Below are 20,215 nucleotides of genomic sequence, written 5' to 3' on the forward strand. Positions count from 1 at the left end.
TACTCCATAGAAGACTGAAAAATATAAAGTTCAAACTATTATAGAGGTATCATGCAAAATATTAGTAGATAACTCTTAGAAGGAAATATTGGAAGCTTTGTTGAATTAAAGGATATATAGTTTAAGAAACGAGGGAGTAATTATTTGGTTGAATGGTTCAATTATTGAGAATGTAATGCTTATTGTAGGATGGGTAGTAATTTCCATAATTGCCTCTCGTCTTTATAAGTCACAATCGGATAAACCTATCCTATGGAAATTAATTGTAGTTATTCTCATAGGCTTCTTTACGTTTTCTTTTCATTTGCAAGTGTTTGACCGAGGTATACAGATTCCTATCCTTCCTCTGGGAGTGTGGGTATTATACTGGTTTTTAAGAAAAGATGAACCTACCTGGCGAAAATACAGACCATTTGCTTGGTTAGGCTTTGTAGCTAATTATATATTGTTGATATTCCTTTTTATTGGGTACCTCATAAATCATCTGCTTTATCCAGCATATAATATTAGTACATATATATCTAATGTGGAGGATGCCTATATTATTAATACCCATCCAACAGCAAACGAAAGCTCACTTTCTAAAGGGAATTTAATAGCCTCAATACTTACTGCTAAACAACAAGATTACTCCAGCCTAAGTTGGTATAACGAGACACTCTTGGGTGCAGATTCAGATGAAACTGCCGAACGCTTTCCTTATATGCTAGCAAATACTTTTCCAAAATGGGGAAGTGGGCTTCGTACTAGTATTTATCTAGAGAAAAACGGAAAGGGGATATTAATAACTACACAGGAGAAGCAATTTTATTTTCAAACTGACCTTTCCTTGTTAGAGGGGGAGAACCAGTGAAAAAGCCTTTTTTAATGACCTTCATATTAATCGGTATAACTTTCCTTGTCACAAGTTTTTGGTATTTCACTTCTGGACCAAATTCGTTTCCAGCCGATGAACAGCTAGTGGAAGAGATTACAAATAGCTTTTCGATACTTTCTAACAGTGAAATTCAGGATACAGTTTTTTTAGATGATCGTCATGTATTTGTCCCCTTTAAAGCAGAGGATGAAATGTATGGATTTAGTTTATGGAAGTGGAATAATCGCAAATGGAATGAGGTTTTCGTTTCAACAAATGATGATGTACGAGTTTGGAAGATAGATAGTAAGGATCCTACAACTTTTCGAGTGGTTTGGAACTATCCACCTCAGGATAAGGTGTCCTATATGAAACTCTATTTAGTTCATGAAAGAGGGGCTCAGGTTAGTGACTATGAAGAGCACTACAAACCAGCTGTGCAGCTTGAGCAAACGATTAGGTTGTCAGAGAATCTTTATGGAAGTATAAAACTATCTCAGGAGTGGATACCAGTACTCCAATCATTTAATGATTCTCCAATAATTCCATCGTATTATTTTGGTTGGAATACATATGATAGCTCAGATAAGTCGACATATCCTGAAAGAAATGAAAATGGAAATTCTTCCGGGGGTGGAGATACATATATTGACTTCCCTATTTACTTTGAGGAATCAGTATTAGAGTAGGTGTACTTTAAGAAATTATTAGTGCAAGCGCTTGCATAATAGATGCTAGAAGATTAGAATAACTCTATTAAGTTACATTTGGGATGGTGAAAAAAATGGGGCAAAAAGTGGATTCTTGGTGGAAAAAAAGTGTTGTATATCAAATATATCCAAGAAGTTTTATGGATTCAAATGGGGATGGTGTTGGAGATATCCAAGGGATTATTTCCAAGCTAGACTATATTCAAAAATTAGGGATTGATGTTCTTTGGTTAAGTCCTGTCTATGATTCTCCAAATGATGACAATGGCTACGATATTAGAAACTATCGCACCATAATGCAGGAGTTTGGAACAATGGAAGATATGGAAAAGCTTATAGAGGAAGCAAAAAAACGTGGTATTCGTATTGTGATGGATTTAGTTGTTAATCATAGTTCAGATGAGCACGAATGGTTTGTGGAGTCGAGAGCCTCAAAAGATTCTAAGTATCGAGACTACTATATTTGGAGAGACGGGAAGGATGGACGTCCCCCTAATAACTGGGAGTCTGTATTTTCAGGGTCTGCTTGGGAAAAAGATGAACTTACCAATTCATATTATTTACATCTGTTCTCCAAGAAACAACCAGATTTAAATTGGGAGCATGAGCCTCTAAGAGAGGACGTGTACCAGCTAATGACTTATTGGTTGGAAAAAGGGATTGGTGGCTTCCGAATGGATGTCATTAACTTTATCTCGAAGGATATGAACTTACCGGATGGTGAAGTACAACCAAATAAGTTATATGGAGATGGAAGCCCTTATTTTATGAATGGCCCTAAAATTCACTCACACTTGAAAGAGATGAATGACAAAGTGTTGAGTAAATATGACGTAGTTACAGTAGGAGAAATGCCTGGGGCGACAACCGATGATGCCCGTCTTTACACGAACCCCGACAATAACGAAGTGAATATGGTATTTACATTTGAACATATGGACTTAGATAGTGGGCCTAGTGGAAAGTGGGATGTACAGCCATTGAAGCTAATTGATCTGAAGAGAAATTTCGAAAAATGGCAACATGGACTTCATAATGTGGGTTGGAATAGCTTATATTGGAACAACCATGATCAACCACGGGTAGTATCCCGTTTTGGTAACGATGGAGAATACCGAGAGCTATCTGCTAAAATGTTAGCCATCTGTCTGCATATGCTACAAGGCACCCCTTATATTTACCAAGGGGAAGAGCTTGGAATGACGAATGTAGAATTCCAGAGCCTGGGGGATTACCGAGATATTGAGACGTTGAATATGTATAAAGAAAAAATAGAGCAGGGGACTTCACATAAAGACATTATGAGGGGTATTTATGCTAAAGGTCGAGACAATGCAAGAACACCTATGCAATGGACATCAGATGGTGGTTTCACTACAGGTATTCCTTGGATTCAAATGAATCCTAATACGGAGGAAATAAACGTGGAACAAGCTATAAATGATTCCAATTCTATTTTTTATACGTATCAAAAGCTAATCCAACTTAGAAAACAGCATAATATTATAACAGATGGAAGCTTCCAGCTAGCACTTGCTAATCATCCTAACTTATTTGTTTATAAACGGATGTCGGCGGATGAAGAATGGCTCATAGTAGCAAATTTCTCCGATCAAATGGAGCGGCTAGAGTGGGAAACTTGTGACCTGCCATCAAAATCACATAGACTTATAATATCAAACTATAATACGGTTCAAACAACTGAAAAAATAGTAGAAATCCGTCCATATGAAGCATTTGTGGTCGCATTTGAAAAGGGGATAGGGAATTGAAGAAGGTTCTGGGAGTAGATATTGGTGGAACGAAAATCCGGATGGGTGTTGTCAACGAACAGGGTGAAGTTCTGATAGATAAGACGATACCAACTATATTGCCGCTATATCCCTATCTAGAAGAGCAAATTCTTGCGATAATGAGCGATGTGCCTGATATATCGGGTATAGGCATTGGAACAAGAGGGATGGTAGATGCAGAAACTGGTGTCATTACATTTGAAACAGAAATGCCAGGCTGGCAAGGCACCCCTGTCAAAGCATTACTAGAAGCAGCAACAGGACTTCCTGTAGAGGTCAACAATGATGCCAATTGTGCTGCGCTAGCTGAAGCGAGACTGGGTGCAGCAGCAGAGTACAAACAGGTCGTTTGCCTAACAGTGGGAACAAAGTTGGGTGGGGGCATTGTACTTAACGGTAAAGTGATGAACGGGATAAATGGCGGCGGTGGTGAGGTTGGTCACTTAATCTTATATCCAAACGGTATAGTATGTGGATGTGGAAGACCTGGCTGTAGTGAAGAGTATGTATCCGGAACAGCTATTAAGAGACTTATCCAGGAGCAGAATGTGATCAATGCAGAAACGAACGAATTGGCGAAACCTCATGATGTATTCCGTTTAGCTGCGAATGGTCATGCGGGTGCAATAGCAGTTCGTGATCGCTTCCTATCTGACTTTGCCATCGTTATCTCTAGTCTTCAAGCCGTGCTAGATATGGACTGTGTTGTTATAGGGGGCGGAGTATCTGACTCTGCTGATTTCTGGTGGGAAGAACTTCTAGCAAAAGTAGAACCTTTAAAACTGAAGCCAGTTCAAGTGAAAAGAGCAACTTTCGGCAATGAAGCGGGAATGTTGGGAGCAGCTATGCTTGTAATAGATTCAAACAAGTAATCTAAAGATATACAAACATTTTTGTATAATTTAAATTCAAAAAAGGTCTTGTCCAATTTGGGCCAGACCCTTTTTGAGTGGCTGAATCTGTCATAGTCGTACTCAACTTTTTCTGGTCAACTTTGTAAACATGAAAAAAATGTTCTATCAATAGAAGAGCTTTCTAAACTAGTAGAAGTAATAAGTATTCAAACAATACCGCCTAGATAATAGGGTGACAATATTCATGTGAAATAAAAGACAGAATTCATATTTAAATCACTATTGTCATCTTATTATGAATATGGTAGGATTGTTTAGACAACTTGTGCAAACGCTTTCGCAAGCTTTGTTATTATTTTTAATCTTTTGTGCAAACGTTTTCGCAAATACAAAAAAGGGTGGGAGAAAGTATGAAGAATAAATGGCGTGCAGGTTTTCTAGCAGCTTCATTAGGTATTGCAGGGGTATTAGCAGGATGTAGTTCGGATGGGGAAAATTCTTCAAGTGGTGATTCTAGTAAAGATGTAAAAATAGACATTTTCCAATTTAAAGTGGAATTTAAAGATCAATTTGAAGCGGTAGCAGAAGCATATGAAAAAGAAAATGAAGGAGTCGACATTAATATTACTACTGTCGGTGGTGGAGAGGACTACGGTGCTGCTCTTCGTTCGAAATTTGCCTCAGGAAACGAACCAGCTATTTATAATATCGGAGGACCCCAGGACGTATCAGATTGGTCAGACAAATTAGCTGATCTATCAGGCACTGCAGCAGCAGACGCAGCTCAAAAGGGTTCTTTAGATGGAGTTTCTGTGGATGGGAAGGTTTTAGGACTACCATTTAACCAAGAGGGATATGGCTTTATTTATAACAAAAATGTATTTGAAAAAGCGGGTATTGACCCTGCTTCTATCATAGACTTTGCTTCTTTAGAAGCTGCAGTAAAAGAGCTTGATAGCCAAAAAGCAGACCTAGGCTTAGAATCTGTTTTTGCATTACCAGGGAAAGAAACTTGGGTAACTGGTTTACATTTATCTAACACTTTCATTGCACCAGAATTTGATAATAATGTGTTAACAGCATATGAATCGAAAACAATCGATTATAAATATGGCGACGCATTCAAAAAAATTCTTGACCTTCAAAACGATTACTCTGCACAACCAACTGTTAGTTTAGATTACTCTAAACAAGTTGAGGAATTATTCTCTCTACAAAAAGTAGCTATGATTCAGCAAGGTAACTGGGTATATGGATCAATAGCAGGAATTGATGAAGACTTCGCAGCAAACGATATCGGACTTCTTCCTATTCCTGTTGAAGGATATGAAGGAGATAGTATTCCAGTAGGAATTCCAATGTACTGGGGCGTAAATAGCAATGCAGACGAAGCAGTAGTGGAAGAATCAAAAAAATTCATAGACTGGTTATACACGTCTGATGCTGGAAAAGAAACAGTATTAAATGACTTTAAATTTATACCTGCATATGAAGGGTACGATTCATCTAAAATCTCTGATCCGCTTTCAAAAGCTGTGTATGAATATGCGGAGCAAGGAAAAACAATTGGTTGGACATTCATGGGTTATCCAACTGGATGGGGTCAAGATGAGTTGGGCGTACAAATTCAGAAGTACCTTAGCGACGAAGCAAGCTGGGAAGAAGTTATAGAAGCAACTAAAGCATCGTGGGAATCTTCACGTAAATAATAAATAATTGGTTTAAACAAAGTAGCACTTGTGCTACTTTGTTTTGTCAAAAGGATAAAAAATGGTGCTTCTTTCAACTTTTTTAGAGGAAGAGCATCGTTGTAACTTTGGAGGTGAGCGCATGCGCACAAAAGACTTAGCGTATTGGTTGTTTTTATTGCCGGTTTTAGTAGCATTAACGATAGTAGTAGTTGCTCCATTATTTTTAGGGGTATATTATTCTTTCACTGATTGGAATGGAATTCAGACAAACAATTTTGTCGGGTTTGATAACTATATTGCTTTGTTCCAGGATGAACGTTTTCTAGATTCTCTATGGTTCACGGTTAAGTTTTCGGTCGTATCTATATTCCTTATTAACGCGATTGGGTTGTCATTGGCGCTGCTTGTGACTGCCAATTTAAAATCTAATAAATTATTGAGAACGATTTTCTTTATGCCAAACTTAATCGGCGGATTAATCTTAGGATTTATCTGGCAGTTTATATTTACTAAGGCATTTGATGGATTCGGTTCCCTGTTAGGAATAGAAAGTTTACAAGGGTGGTTATCAACATCTACCACTGGTTTTTGGGCGTTAGTTATTTTAATGAGCTGGCAAATGTCAGGGTATATCATGGTTATATATATTGCTTACTTAGAAGGCATTTCAAATGAACTGCTAGAGGCAGCTGAAATAGATGGAGCAAGTCCTTTCCAACGTTTCCGTCTAGTTGTATTCCCATTAGTAGCTCCGGCTTTTACAGTTAGTATGTTTTTAACACTTTCCAATACATTCAAGCTATACGATCAAAACTTGTCGTTAACAGGTGGCGGTCCATATAACTCAACGCAAATGGTTGCGATGGAAATTTTTAATACAGCTTTTGGGCGCTATGAAATGGCCTACGCACAATCGAAAGCAGTTATATTTTTCTTGATTGTGGCAGCAATTGCTTTATTGCAAGTGTATATTAGCAAGAAACGTGAGGTGGAAATGTAATGCGTAAAAAGTATTTAATTCCCCTTGAAGTATTAGGGATTTTCTTAGCCCTTATCTGGTTAGCTCCGTTTTATCTAATGATCGTAAACTCGTTAAAAACGAAACGTGAAATTTTTGAAGATACGCTAAAACCACCTAGTTCAGCTACATTTGATAACTACGTGCAAGCATTTAATGAATTAGACTTTCTTAGAACATTTGGGAATTCCCTATTAATCACAGTAGTTAGTGTTGCACTTATCATTGTCTTTTCTGCAATGGCAGCATATGCTCTTTCACGTGCAAAAAGTAGATTTAGTACGATAATCTTTTTCGTATTCGTAGCAGCTATGCTAATCCCGTTCCAATCAGTTATGATTCCACTTGTAACGATTTTCGGGAAGTTTGAAATGCTGAATCGTGCTGGTTTAATATTCATGTATATAGGTTTTGGTGCAAGTTTATCGATATTCCTTTATCACGGAGCCCTAAATTCTATTCCTCGATCATTGGACGAAGCAGCTACAATAGATGGTGCAAATAAATTCCAAGTTTTTTGGCATATAATACTACCGTTGTTAAAACCGATAACAGTAACAGTTGGAATTCTAAATACCATTTGGATTTGGAATGACTACTTACTTCCTTCATTGGTTATTAACCAGGAAGGGAAAGAAACAATTCCGCTTAAAATGTTCTTTTTCTTTGGAGAATATACAAAACAATGGCATCTTGCTTTAGCAGGACTGACATTAGCAATTATTCCAGTAATCATTGCATATTTCTTTGCACAACGCGAAATTATAAAAGGTGTATCTGATGGTGCTATAAAATAATTTAGGAAAGGAGGGAGTTCCATATGACTGTTACAATTATCGATGTAGCAAGAGAGGCAAATGTGTCTCCATCTACAGTTTCCCGTGTAATTGCAGACAATCCACGAATCAGCGAACAAACGAAACGAAGAGTTAGAGAAGTGATGGAAAGACTAGAATATCACCCTAACTTTCAAGCGAGAAACCTAGCTTCTAAAAGTACAAAAACTATTGGAGTGATTATGGCCCATTCGACTACGCTTGCGTTTCAAAATCCTTTCTTTCCTGAAGTTATTCGAGGGATTTGCTCTAGAGCTCATGCCAGTATGTATGGAATCTATCTGTCCACTGGTGGCACGGAGGATGAAATATTCGAGGAAGTTGTCTCGATGGTACAAGGAAGAAAAGTGGATGGAATTATCCTTCTCTATTCCCGTGTAAATGATCGAACAATGAATTATTTAAAGGAAACGAGATTCCCATTCACGATGGTGGGACGTCCTTATCAATTTGATGCTGAAATTACATATGTAGATAATGACAATAAAAAAATTGCTCACGATATGGTAGATTATTTGTATCAACGCGGGCATCGTCAAATTGCATTTATCGGAGGAAATCTTAACTTTGTCGTATCCACCGACCGTCTAGAGGGATATCGACAGGCGTTAATCGATGCTGATTTACCCAACTCAGATGATTATTTTATACAGGATCAGGCTTTTAAAAAAAAAGGAAATAAAAGTATTCATGAGTTAATGCAGTTAGCAGCACCACCTACGGCTATTGTGGCACATGATGACCTAGTTGCATATGAAATTGTTCGTTATTTAGAAGAATTATCCATACAAGTTCCAGCGGATATTTCTATAGTTAGCTTTAATAACCATGCCTTGTCTGCTTATGTGAGTCCTCCATTAACTTCACTCGATATTTCAATATTTGATCTTGGTTTTGAAGCAACAAAATTTTTATTGGAAAAAGTTCAGAATACAGAAGCCCCTGTCGTGCACCATCTAGTAGAAACAAATTTGATTGAACGAGAATCATGTAAAAATATTGGCTAGACCAATTAAAATAAAAGAGGTAGATTATGAAAGAAAATTGGTGGAAAGAAGCTGTGGCGTATCAGATATATCCACGTAGCTTTCAAGATTCAAATGGTGATGGAGTAGGGGACTTACAGGGAATAATGTCTAGGCTCGATTATCTACAAGATTTAGGAATTGATGTTATTTGGATTTGTCCAATGTATCAATCACCCAATGATGATAATGGTTATGATATAAGCGATTATCAAGCAATCATGGCTGAATTTGGAACAATGGAAGACTTTGATGCCTTGTTAGAGGAAGTTCATAGACGTGGCATGAAATTAATCATGGATTTAGTGATCAATCATACGAGTGATGAACACCCTTGGTTTATCGAATCCCGTTCTTCAAAATGGAGTGAAAAAAGAGACTGGTATATTTGGCGCGACGGTGTAGAGGGAAAAGAACCAAACAATTGGGCTAGTATATTCAATGGACCTGCTTGGGAGCTTGATGAAGAGACCCAACAATATTATTTGCATTTGTTTTCCAAGAAGCAACCAGACTTGAACTGGGAAAACAGTGACGTTCGCAATGCCTTGTATTCAATGGTCAACTGGTGGTTAGATAAGGGTATTGACGGCTTCCGTGTAGATGCAATCAGTCATATTAAAAAAGACATAACATTTAGTGATATGGCCCCTGTATCAGATATTCCATATGTTCCAGCATGGGAAAAGTATATGAATGTGCCGGGAATTATGCCGTTCTTGGATGAGTTGAAGAAGGAAACTTTCGCTAAATACGATATTATGACAGTCGGTGAAGCAAATGGTGTAGGAATTGATGAGATATCCGAATGGGTAGACGAATCAGAAGGAAAGTTTAATATGATTTTCCAATTCGAACATTTAAGTCTATGGGATGCTGAAACAACTAAGTTAGATATCCCGGGTCTTAAACAGGTATTAACTAGGTGGCAAAAGGCTTTAGAGGGAAGCGGCTGGAACGCTCTATTCATAGAAAATCATGATAAGGCGCGATCTGTTTCCACTTGGGGGAGCGACACAGAATTTTGGAGAGAAAGTGCAACAGCATTAGCGGCAATGTACTTTTTTATGCAAGGGACTCCATTTATTTATCAAGGTCAGGAGTTGGGAATGACCAATGTCGATTTCTCTTCTATCACAGATTATAATGACGTTGCAACCAAGAATTTATACAACTACCGAACTGGTCAAGGTGAATCACATGAACAAGTGATGGGAATTATTCGAGCTACAAGTCGTGATAATTCAAGAACACCAATGCAGTGGTCCTCGGACGAATCTGCAGGGTTCTCCAGTGGAACACCATGGCTTGGTCTAAATCCAAACTATAAAGTAATTAATGTAGAGGCTCAAGAGCAAGATCCTAAGTCAATTTTAAACTTCTACAAACAAATGATACAATTACGCAAAAAAGAAAGTATTTTCACTTACGGTATATACGATTTAGTGTTAGAAAGTCATCCAACGTTGTATGCTTACACTCGTACAATGGGGCAGCAAAAGGTAATAGTCCTATCTAACTTATCGGATGAAGCAGTAACAGTGACAGCTGTAGAAGGTATTACGTACAAGCATGAGAATCTACTGTTAGCTAACCTAGAAGTAGGAGTTCATGCAGAGGCAACTATATTACAACTGTCTCCTTATGAAGCAAGAATTTATCAATTATAAAGAAACGTCTTGTCCAATGCGGGCAAGACGTTTTCGTTGTAAGGTAGTTATCCAAATAAAAGAAAAATGAAGAGGCGATTAGTAACATAACCCACTAATCGCCTCTTAATGCCTTGCTGGAATATAGATTAACCATTCAAAGCTCCCTCAGAGGGTGTCTAACTCTCGTATCTTAGTAACCTGGTTTTTTTAGAATTTTAAAGATATTATTCTTATAGTCTTCCACACCAGGTTGGTCAAAGGGATTAATATCTAGTAAGTATGCGCTATAAGCACATGAAATCATATAGAAATACAACAAATGTCCGATATGTTCCTCGTCAATTTGCTCAATGGTTAAGGAAACTTGTGGTACACCGCCATCTAAGTGAGCGCTAGCAGTTGCTTCGTGGCAAGCATGGTTGAATTCATGAAGCGTTAATCCACTTAAATAGTTTAGTTCATCGCCATCATTTTCTGCCTCGAATACAGTTAAATCATCATTAGCTTTTTCAACTGTCAAAAACGTTTCAAATAACATGCGTTTTCCATCTTGAATGTATTGGCCTAATGAGTGCAGGTCTGTTGAATAGACAACGGAAGCAGGGAAGATACCTTTACCTTCTTTACCTTCACTTTCCCCAAACAGTTGCTTCCACCATTCTTGAATATAGCGAAGTTTTTCATCAAAGGTTGCCATAATTTCGACCGGATAACCAGCATCATACAAATGCTTACGAATAATAGCATACTGAATAGCACTGTTTGTTGTTGGATCAACAAGATTGAATTCCTCTTGTGCTTTTGTAGCACCGCCCATTAGTTTTGCAATATCATATCCTGCGGCCGCAATTGGAAGTAAGCCAACTGCCGTAAATACCGAATATCTACCTCCAATATCATTTGGCACGACATAACGTTTATATCCCTTTTCAATTGCAAGTGATAAAAGGGCACCTTTTTCTTCATCTGTAGTGACGATAATACGAGATGTTGCCTGTTCACCGTAGCGTTTTTCCATGTATTGCTGTAAAAAACGGAATGCTAATGCTGGTTCGGTCGTTTTACCAGACTTGGATATTACATTTAAAGACACTTCTTTTCCATCTAAGTACGACATCAATTGTTTCAGATACTCTCCACTGACCATGTGACCGGCAAAAATTACTTCCAGACCTTCTTTTGTTTCAAATGGTGTCGAAAGTGCTTCAATTACCGCTTTAGAACCTAGATAAGATCCGCCAATTCCGATAACGACAAGGACATCCGACGTAGAACGAACTTGTTCAGCTGTATTTTGAATATCTTGAAGAAATTCATTACTCATATTGCCTGGCCAATCAACCCATCCTAAAAAGTCAGCTCCAGCAGCTGATTTTGTATGTATTCCTTCATGTATTGCATTTAGTCGATTCTTCACTTCAGGTGTAACCAATTGTGAATAATCCCCCGAATAATTTACATTAATATTCATACGAATCCCCTTTGTAATACTGCATTTATTACTACTAATTTTATCATTAAACAGATATAAAAACGAGCATATGATACAAGAAGATTTTGTTCGTATACTATACAAAAAATCCCTAAACGAGTATGTAAAGTTTAGGGATAGAACAGATAGTTTCTAACGCGATATAAAAATTAACGTTCTCCTCGGTCACTTAGCGGGTATTGGTTTAAACGGTTCTCTACATCTTTTGCACGGATGGGTTCTCCAGGACCTTCTAATTCATCTCCATCATAAGAAGAGTCCGATTGATTTTTAATATAGTTATCATAAACAGTACCATAGTTCTTGTCTACATACAGGAGAATTCCTCCATTTTTCACTTCACTATAATAACGTTCAGACTCTTCATCAGTAAATCCCATTTGACTAAAGGCTGCACGAACTGGCTCATCACCCATCAAAAATGCTTTGAATTTATCTAACCAGTTACCTTCTACAGATTCTAACTCTACAGCTGTTTGTCCTCGCACGATTGAAAGTGATTCCTTGTCATCTGTTACGACATAAATATCGTCATCCACATATCCTTCTAATTTTAGTTCATTGATTTTGTCTAATACTTCCTGTTCTGTTAGAAATGATCCCACAAATTTTTTATCTGCCATTTTAAAAGACCTCCATATTTTTTAGTATTGCTATTAATTTACCCATTAGAGCCTGTCATAAACAAAGACATTTCTCTTCAAAGTTTAAAGGGTAGAAATATATATTTTCTTTTAAGAACACATAGGTTGTGTAATTTTCTACACTAAATAATTGCTTATATACTTAACTACTATTATACTTAAACTATAACGTGATGGTTTGGAGTGATCTAATTGGGATCGAAAAACTAAGAATTGGTGAATTAGCAGAAAAAACAGGTATAACTAGACGGACAATAGATTATTATACAACGCTTGGCTTACTACAAGCTGAACGTTCCGCTTCTAATTATCGTTATTACTCTATAGAAATGATCGAGAAACTACGAATAATTGAGGAGAAAAAAGCTGCTGGAATGTCTTTGGAAGCTATCAAAAAACAATTTGAAGAGGTTCAAGTTGAAGAGGTTGATATTCAGGAGTTACGTTTACAAATGCAATATTTAGAAAAAGAAGTTACTCATTTAATAGAACAGATTAATTCAGAGGAAAAAGCTACTCAACACAATATAAAACAAAAAGTCTCATCAGAAAGCGTTGCGCTAATGCAATCTTTACTTTTACTTATCACTTAGGAGGTGAAGTCTTACTACTATAGTAAGACAACTTATTGACCGTATTAAACTTAACTATATTCATTATTTTATTAGCATTAACAGGATTTTTTGTTGCAACAGAGTTTGCAATCGTTAAGGTAAGGCATTCGAGAATAGATCAGCTTGTGGCTGAGGGCCGTAAAGGATCGCTTGCAGCAAAACATGTTACCACACATCTAGATGAATACTTATCGGCCTGTCAGTTAGGAATTACTGTTACAGCACTTGGTATTGGGATGGTGGGTGAATCGACATTTGAATTCATCCTACATCCTTTGTTTAATGGTATCGGTATTAGTACTGAATATATTCATTACTTTACAATCGGTGGTGCGTTTGCCATTGCAACATTTTTACACGTAGTAGTTGGGGAGTTAGCTCCCAAAACGGTTGCAATTCAAAAGGCGGAAGCTGTATCCCTTCTTTTTGCCAAGCCCATTATGATTTTCTATAGAATTTTATACCCGTTTATTTGGTTCTTAAATGGTTCCGCCCGTATTTTAGTAGGTCTATTTGGTATGAAGCCAGCTTCTGAACATGAATTATCTCATACCGAAGAGGAACTGCGATTATTGTTAGCAGAGAGCTTTAAAAATGGAGAGATAAACCAAAATGAATTGAAATATGTGAATAATGTCTTTGAATTTGATGATCGAATTGCTCGCGAGATTATGGTGCCACGTACTGAAATTATTGGTTTTGAAAAGAATGCAACATTTCATGAAGTACTTACATTAATTTCCGAAGAGCGCTACACCCGTTATCCTGTTTATGATGGAGACCATGATAATATAATCGGCTTTATAAATATTAAAGACTTTTTGACGCAGGGAATGAGTAATCGGGTTACTGCGGAGACGTTTACGATGGAAAGGTTTACAAACCCTGTCATAAATACAATGGATACTATACCGATAAATTCCCTATTATTGAAAATGCAGAAAGAGCGTACTCATATTGCTATTCTTTTAGATGAGTATGGTGGTACTTCTGGTCTTGTCACAGTAGAAGATATTCTTGAAGAAATAGTTGGAGAGATTCGTGATGAATTTGATGAAGATGAAATAGCGGACATTCGCAAACTAAAAGATGATCATTATCTAATACACTCAAAAGTACTACTAGACGATGTAGCGAAACTTTTGAAAATTGAGTTAGAAAATCCAGATGTTGATACATTTGGTGGTTGGTATTACACGCAAAATATGGACCTGTTAATGGATAAACAGGTTGAGTATAATGGCTATAAATTCTCTATTTACGAAAAAGATGGTCATCAAATACATTTTATTGAAGCGATAAAAATACCTTCTTAATACTATGAAAGTGAATAATATTGAACCTTCTAGAGCTCAAATCTAGAAGGTTTTTTTATATAGCACTTTACTAGTCGATTTTCAGAGTAGGCAGGAGAGATATGTTAATATAAAGTAAAAAGCCAACAACTATCCGATCAACAGAAATAATTTAGGGAAGATCGAGAAAGGATACACAATGAATTTTTCGATGAATGAAGCAAAGATAAAGCAATTATGTGGGGTTACCGCTTTTAAAAAGGGTAAATCTTATTATCAAGCTGGAAAAGTACATGTGCATTCTTTTCAACCAGATGATTCTATCATAAATGCGACTGTGCATGCAGTCGATGATGTGGAAGTTATGGTAGTAGCAGATGTTGAGGGGAAGGTTGGAGGTACTTGTACTTGTCCGCCTATAGGATTTGTTAAAACATATTGTCAGCATATTGCAGCAGTGCTCTTTGTAGTAGAGGAAAAGGAAACAGAAGAGCGTCTGGCATCAAGAATGCTTGATTTGTTTGAAAACAGATCTGTGCACCCTACAGCAAAACAGCTACATTTTGATAAAAGACAAACATTACATATTGAATTTATATGTCATCTATTACCACTAGTTGATGGCTGGGATAACGGAATTGGCATTCAGGTAAAGGTAGGTACAAATAGTTTATATAGTATTTCTAACATGAAAGATTTTCTTCATAATTTGGAGAGACAAGAGCCATTTGAATATGCCTCAGAACAATACTATGCTCCCGAGATATATAGTTTTCCAAAAGAATCAGATGCCGTGCTTCAGCTGTTATTAAAAGGGCAGCATGAGCAATCCCTCCAAGCAGATACCTTACTCATCTCAGCATCCGATTGGGATCAGTTAGTCCCGTTGTTAACAGAAGCGCCATTAGTTCGATTCGTTCACGGGGAAAGAAAATATAGTGGAGTGAAGTTTGGAAGAGATCTTCCACTCCGTTTTGCTTTTGATGAAACGAAGAGGACCAATTACCAACTGAATGTGGAGGGACTTGATCAAATTGTTGTGTTGAAAGGCTATGGATATGCATTCTCACAAGGGATTTTGTATAAGCTTCTTCCAGAAGAATGTATAAGACTTGCCGAACTAAAAGAGATGCTTGATCAGTCTGGAAAACATGAATTAGTCATATCAGAGATTCAAATCGATTATTTTATGGAGAAAACCATACCAGGGCTTATGAAGCTGGGGTATGTACATATTGCAGAATCTATTTCTAAAAGAATGGGAGAAACTCCACTCCGGGTAAAACTGTTTTTAGACCGAGTCAAGCATCGAATACTTGCAGGACTTGAATTTCATTATGGACACCTGGTTATAAATCCTTGTGAGGAGATAGAGTCAGATGTTATGCATTATCCGGGTATTAGAAGGCAGTTGGATAAAGAACAAAAGATTATCGATGTGCTAATGGAAAGTGGATTTTCTCAAACCTCGGGGGGATTCTACTTGTTTGATGAAGAGGCAGAGTATCACTTTTTATATCATGTGCTATCTGGTATGGAAAAGTGGGTCCAAATATATGCCTCGACAGCAGTTAAATTGCGTGTACAAAGAGGATATATTGGTCCGAGGATTAAAGTAGAAGTAAAAGAGCGAACAGATTGGTTAGAGTTTAAATTCGATTTAAAAGATATTTCAGAGAAGGAAATTCAGCGATTGATGACCTCCATCGAAGAAAAACGGAAATTTTACCGTATTCCAGGAGGTAACTTAGTTTCACTTGAAACCCCTGAATATCAAGCATTATCAAGCTTTATTATTGATATGGGAATCACGACGGATTCATTTGACGATGAAATCCATATACCGTTAATAAAAGGGATGCAAATGATTGATGCTTTAGATCAAAGTGATCTATTAGAACCTGGTGAGAAATTTGCAAAGCTCATGAAAAACTTACATGACCCTGAAAACTCAGAATTGGATGGCGTTATACCTCTGGAAACGATACTTAGAGACTATCAAAAAGTAGGTTTTCGTTGGTTTCAGCTACTGGCAAAATACAAATTTGGTGGTATACTCGCCGATGATATGGGACTTGGAAAAACCCTTCAAAGTATTGCCTTTATTGAATCTGTTCTTCCAGATATTCGTGCGAGAAATTTACCGGTGTTAATCGTGTGCCCTGCATCGCTCTTATACAATTGGAGGAACGAGCTAAAAAAGTTTACTCCACATATCCAGGTGCAGGTGATAGATGGTAATAAGACAAAAAGAAGTGATTTGTGGAGACATACTTTACATACTGATGTAATAATTACTTCTTATCCAACGCTACGATCGGATACAGATCTGTACCGGGAACGATTTTTTCATACATTGTTCTTAGATGAGGCCCAAGCCTTCAAAAATCCGGTAACCAAAACAGCGAAAGCAGTAAAAATGATCAAAGCAGATTTCCGATTTGCCCTAACAGGAACACCAATCGAGAATACATTAGACGAGCTCTGGTCTATATTCCATGTTGTATTTCCCGAACTATTACCTGGAAGAAGAGCCTTTAGTGAATTAAGTCGTGAAAATATTGCAAAACGGGTCCGACCATTTATTTTGCGTCGGATGAAACAAGATGTATTGAAGGAATTACCAAAGAAAACAGAAACAATGCTCTACTCTGAATTACAAGTCGAACAAAAGACATTATATGCCGCTTATTTGGCTGAACTTAAACAGGATGCACTGAAGCATTTAAAAAAAGGGGATCTTCAAAGGAATCGCATTAGAATATTAGCGGGTTTAACAAGACTTCGACAGCTTTGTTGTCATCCAGCTCTATTTGTAGATGGTTACAAGGGAAGTTCAGCTAAATTTGAACAATTGATGGAGCTTCTAGAAGAGTGCAGAATATCGGGGAGAAGAGTGCTCATTTTTTCGCAGTTTACACAGTTGCTAGGAATTATTAGAGGGAGACTTATACGAGAGGGGACTCCTTACTTCTATTTAGATGGACAAACCCCATCTGAAGAACGAATAGAATTATGTGATCGCTTTAACAACGGAGAAGGGAATCTATTTCTCATTTCGTTAAAAGCAGGAGGCACTGGGTTAAATTTAACTGGAGCTGATACAGTTATTCTGTATGACCTCTGGTGGAATCCAGCAGTGGAGCAGCAGGCCGCTGATCGTGCTCATCGAATGGGTCAAGAAAACGAAGTTCATGTCATACGTTTAATAGCTAAGGGTACGATAGAGGAAAAAATTACTCAGTTACAACATAAAAAACAAGGCCTCATTGATGAGGTCATTCACTCAGGGGAGGATACTTTGTCTGCAATGACAGAACAGGATATTAAAGAGATTTTAATGATTGAATAGGGAGTTTTTAAAGAATAGTCCAAGTGAAGCATAAAAGCTTTACTTGGTTTTTATATTTGCTCTTATTCAGAAAATGGCGCTCTATATAATCGTTTTTAGCACCTTGTTTTTGATTCCTAATAGGAAAGTTTATTAAATAGATTAAACGCCTTAAATGGCCGATAAGTGCTTAATTAACGGAATAGGATAATTTAAATTCTAAATAGTGAACTACAAATAGGCTAAAAGTTATTCTTTCTTTTATTACTTTATTGTAGTAAAAGTACCAAAGAAAGTATTGAAAATCCCCCCCCAAATTGAATTTTAGTGATGTATTCATAAATGTATACAAGTATACAAAAAGAAAACAAATTGTATACATAATGGTAAACATGTACACAAAGAGGTGTACATGTTGATTTAACAATATGTGTGCAATTGTGTATACAAGTATACGTAATGAGTAGAGTTGTATACAAAGAGAGATTAAATGTTTACAATTTGAATACATCTTTTGTTGGATTGACCGTGTTTACTCTATAAGATAACCTTAAATTGGTAGAACATATAGATGAAGGGATGATTTGATGAATACTTCAAGAATTTGTGCAATCGATGTAGGAAATGACTCAGTTAAAGCTTTATTTGGTAAGTTAGATTATGAACTCAATATTCCTAACGTAATAGCCGTATCCACAGAAGACAGACCTGTTATAGGGATAGAGGAATTGAATGATAAGGATCCAATTGAAGGAATTCATATTAGAGTTCACTCCCCTGCCCTAAATGATAATAATATAATTTACCGAGTGGGTAGTTTAGCAACAAAAAGTGATAATGCAACTGAATTAGACCCTGGTAGCAACAAATCAGAAGAAGATCAAACATTAGTAATGTTATTTGCTACTTTAGCTTTAGATGCAGTGAGAGAAGAAAACTCAGAACTATTCAAAAAGAATAATAATATAATAGATGCTAACTACACATTGGGTACAGGTTTACCTTTACGTGAAGTAAAAGAAGGTAAGGATGTAGGTTATCGTTCACAACTTTTAGGATCTGTTCATCAAGTGGAATTTTTAGTGACACCTAAATATCAAGGATTAAAAGTGAATATTAAGTTTGAAGAAGTTAAAATCTATCCTGAAGGATTTGCTGCATATATAAACTTAATAATGGATAATGATCTAAACATTATTAATAGAGATTTGGTAGACAAAAGTATCCTGATTCAAGATATTGGTGGACTATCAACGGATGTAGCAGTTATTAAAAATCGTAATGTAGATGATGATAAAGCGCAGGGGTTCAATTTAGGTGTTTCTGAAGCTCTAGAGTCTATTCGAGAAGAGATTAGATTAAAACATGGTGTAGAACTGGATAGCCGTAGAGATGTGGTAGATATTATCACTAGAAAAAATGATCGAAATCATATTATGGTGAATGGTAGCCGTACAAGCGTTCATGATATTACTGACCGAATTCTGCTAGACTTGGCGAAAAAAGAATATCGTCACTTACGTAATGTTTGGCAAAAAAATTCGCAAACAGAGATATGCTACTTTGTTGGTGGTGGAGCAATTGTATTAAAAGAGTATATCAAAACACTAAACAACAATCTAAATGGATATAACATCGAATTCTTTGAAGATGAAAAAGAGAGCATTTGGATGATGGCAAATGCCTATCATAAATTAATCTCTGATTTTGTGAGAAAGAATAAGAAAGATATAAAAAGTAATGAAGTAGTGAAACAAAAAGTAGAAAAATAAGGTGATTTCATGGAAAAAGCGAGGAACTCTGGTATTCAAAGGGGACAAGCAATTACTTTTCGTCTGCCTTCTGACACTCCTGATCACATTTTAAAGCAAATGCAAAAGTTAAAAGAGACGGAGAGAAGAAACTTTTCAAGTAAAATAGCAGAGTTTGTTTTGGAGGGAGTAAGTACCTCCTTATCTAAGGATAGAGAAACTATAACTATCCCGATGCCTAAGCAGTTAAGTAAGGAACAGCGTAACTGGCTCAAGCATGCACATTCCGAAGCTATGCTAGGAAATATTGTCTATCATTTGTTGTCTGATCCAGTTCGTGCAATGTCTATTCTTGCTTCCCTTAACAGTAATGCCTTAGATATTGACCAAGCCTTATACTTACAAGCTGAGCTTACTGAAGAAGTAGAAGGTGAATTAGATATTAGTACTAATACTAGCATTTTGACGGAACGAGAGAATAATCCCCCAGAATTACCCGATGATGAAATCGAAGATGATTTAATGAACTTTGACTGGGAGCAAGCAAAACAAGAGCATGCCATAACTGAAGAAGATTCAGAGGAAAGTACCGAGATGGAAAGCTTGGATGATTTGCTTGGTGACTTTCTTTCCAGGATGAATAAATAATAGTT

Annotated in this window: 16 protein-coding genes; 14 read left to right on the forward strand and 2 right to left on the reverse strand. The window is 36.8% G+C overall.

Features of this window, described 5'->3' with window-relative positions:
* Positions 1 to 148 precede the first annotated feature (148 nt).
* The 9 genes from MKX53_RS01195 (at position 149) to MKX53_RS01235 (ending at position 10,453) form a co-directional block, all read left to right on the forward strand.
* Positions 149 to 853 carry a hypothetical protein gene (locus tag MKX53_RS01195; protein ID WP_340908453.1) on the forward strand — a complete coding sequence of 235 codons (705 nt, stop codon included), beginning with the start codon at positions 149 to 151 and terminating at the stop codon, positions 851 to 853.
* Positions 850 to 1,545 (forward strand): hypothetical protein, encoded by a 696-nt coding sequence (locus MKX53_RS01200; RefSeq protein ID WP_340908457.1) that lies wholly within the window; start codon positions 850 to 852, stop codon positions 1,543 to 1,545. The genes MKX53_RS01195 and MKX53_RS01200 overlap by 4 nt, the downstream gene beginning before the upstream one ends.
* 95 nt (positions 1,546 to 1,640) lie before the next feature.
* The gene (locus tag MKX53_RS01205; RefSeq protein WP_340908461.1) at positions 1,641 to 3,338 is read left to right on the forward strand and encodes a glycoside hydrolase family 13 protein; all 1,698 of its coding nucleotides are present in this window, start codon (positions 1,641 to 1,643) and stop codon (positions 3,336 to 3,338) included.
* The gene (locus tag MKX53_RS01210; RefSeq protein ID WP_340908463.1) at positions 3,335 to 4,231 is read left to right on the forward strand and encodes an ROK family protein; all 897 of its coding nucleotides are present in this window, start codon (positions 3,335 to 3,337) and stop codon (positions 4,229 to 4,231) included. Before MKX53_RS01205 ends, MKX53_RS01210 begins: the two co-directional genes overlap by 4 nt.
* A 392-nt stretch (positions 4,232 to 4,623) precedes the next feature.
* Complete coding sequence (locus MKX53_RS01215) at positions 4,624 to 5,922, forward strand: ABC transporter substrate-binding protein (protein ID WP_340908465.1); 1,299 nt, start codon at positions 4,624 to 4,626, stop codon at positions 5,920 to 5,922.
* Positions 5,923 to 6,043: 121 nt separating this feature from the next.
* Positions 6,044 to 6,904: a carbohydrate ABC transporter permease gene (locus MKX53_RS01220; RefSeq protein ID WP_340908467.1), complete on the forward strand. Its 861-nt coding sequence runs from the start codon at positions 6,044 to 6,046 to the stop codon at positions 6,902 to 6,904.
* Positions 6,904 to 7,719, forward strand: a complete 816-nt coding sequence (locus MKX53_RS01225) for a carbohydrate ABC transporter permease (RefSeq protein WP_093536444.1) — start codon at positions 6,904 to 6,906, stop codon at positions 7,717 to 7,719. Before MKX53_RS01220 ends, MKX53_RS01225 begins: the two co-directional genes overlap by 1 nt.
* Before the next feature lie 23 nt (positions 7,720 to 7,742).
* The gene (locus tag MKX53_RS01230) at positions 7,743 to 8,765 is read left to right on the forward strand and encodes a LacI family DNA-binding transcriptional regulator (RefSeq protein ID WP_340908469.1); all 1,023 of its coding nucleotides are present in this window, start codon (positions 7,743 to 7,745) and stop codon (positions 8,763 to 8,765) included.
* 26 nt (positions 8,766 to 8,791) lie between these two features.
* The gene (locus tag MKX53_RS01235; protein ID WP_340908472.1) at positions 8,792 to 10,453 is read left to right on the forward strand and encodes a glycoside hydrolase family 13 protein; all 1,662 of its coding nucleotides are present in this window, start codon (positions 8,792 to 8,794) and stop codon (positions 10,451 to 10,453) included.
* 172 nt (positions 10,454 to 10,625) lie between these two features.
* Here MKX53_RS01235 and MKX53_RS01240 read toward each other — a convergent pair whose 3' ends face one another.
* Both MKX53_RS01240 and MKX53_RS01245 read right to left on the reverse strand, forming a co-directional pair.
* On the reverse strand, positions 10,626 to 11,906 hold the full coding sequence (locus tag MKX53_RS01240) for a glucose-6-phosphate isomerase (protein WP_340908475.1): 1,281 nt from the start codon (positions 11,904 to 11,906) through the stop codon (positions 10,626 to 10,628).
* Between the two features lie 170 nt (positions 11,907 to 12,076).
* On the reverse strand, positions 12,077 to 12,550 hold the full coding sequence (locus tag MKX53_RS01245; protein WP_340908478.1) for a general stress protein: 474 nt from the start codon (positions 12,548 to 12,550) through the stop codon (positions 12,077 to 12,079).
* Between the two features lie 194 nt (positions 12,551 to 12,744).
* Between MKX53_RS01245 and MKX53_RS01250 the strand changes: the two genes are divergently transcribed.
* The 5 genes from MKX53_RS01250 to MKX53_RS01270 all read left to right on the forward strand — a co-directional run bounded on the left by MKX53_RS01250 (position 12,745) and on the right by MKX53_RS01270 (position 20,210).
* The gene (locus MKX53_RS01250) at positions 12,745 to 13,164 is read left to right on the forward strand and encodes a MerR family transcriptional regulator (protein WP_340908480.1); all 420 of its coding nucleotides are present in this window, start codon (positions 12,745 to 12,747) and stop codon (positions 13,162 to 13,164) included.
* 35 nt (positions 13,165 to 13,199) lie between these two features.
* Positions 13,200 to 14,501: a hemolysin family protein gene (locus MKX53_RS01255; protein WP_340908481.1), complete on the forward strand. Its 1,302-nt coding sequence runs from the start codon at positions 13,200 to 13,202 to the stop codon at positions 14,499 to 14,501.
* 178 nt (positions 14,502 to 14,679) lie between these two features.
* Positions 14,680 to 17,832 (forward strand): DEAD/DEAH box helicase, encoded by a 3,153-nt coding sequence (locus tag MKX53_RS01260; protein WP_340908483.1) that lies wholly within the window; start codon positions 14,680 to 14,682, stop codon positions 17,830 to 17,832.
* Between the two features lie 566 nt (positions 17,833 to 18,398).
* Positions 18,399 to 19,583 carry a ParM/StbA family protein gene (locus tag MKX53_RS01265; RefSeq protein WP_093536410.1) on the forward strand — a complete coding sequence of 395 codons (1,185 nt, stop codon included), beginning with the start codon at positions 18,399 to 18,401 and terminating at the stop codon, positions 19,581 to 19,583.
* Between the two features lie 9 nt (positions 19,584 to 19,592).
* On the forward strand, positions 19,593 to 20,210 hold the full coding sequence (locus tag MKX53_RS01270) for a hypothetical protein (protein WP_340908484.1): 618 nt from the start codon (positions 19,593 to 19,595) through the stop codon (positions 20,208 to 20,210).
* Positions 20,211 to 20,215 lie beyond the last annotated feature (5 nt).

It is taken from the genome of Psychrobacillus sp. FSL K6-4615 (genome assembly GCF_038008225.1).
GTDB lineage: Bacteria > Bacillota > Bacilli > Bacillales_A > Planococcaceae > Psychrobacillus > Psychrobacillus psychrotolerans.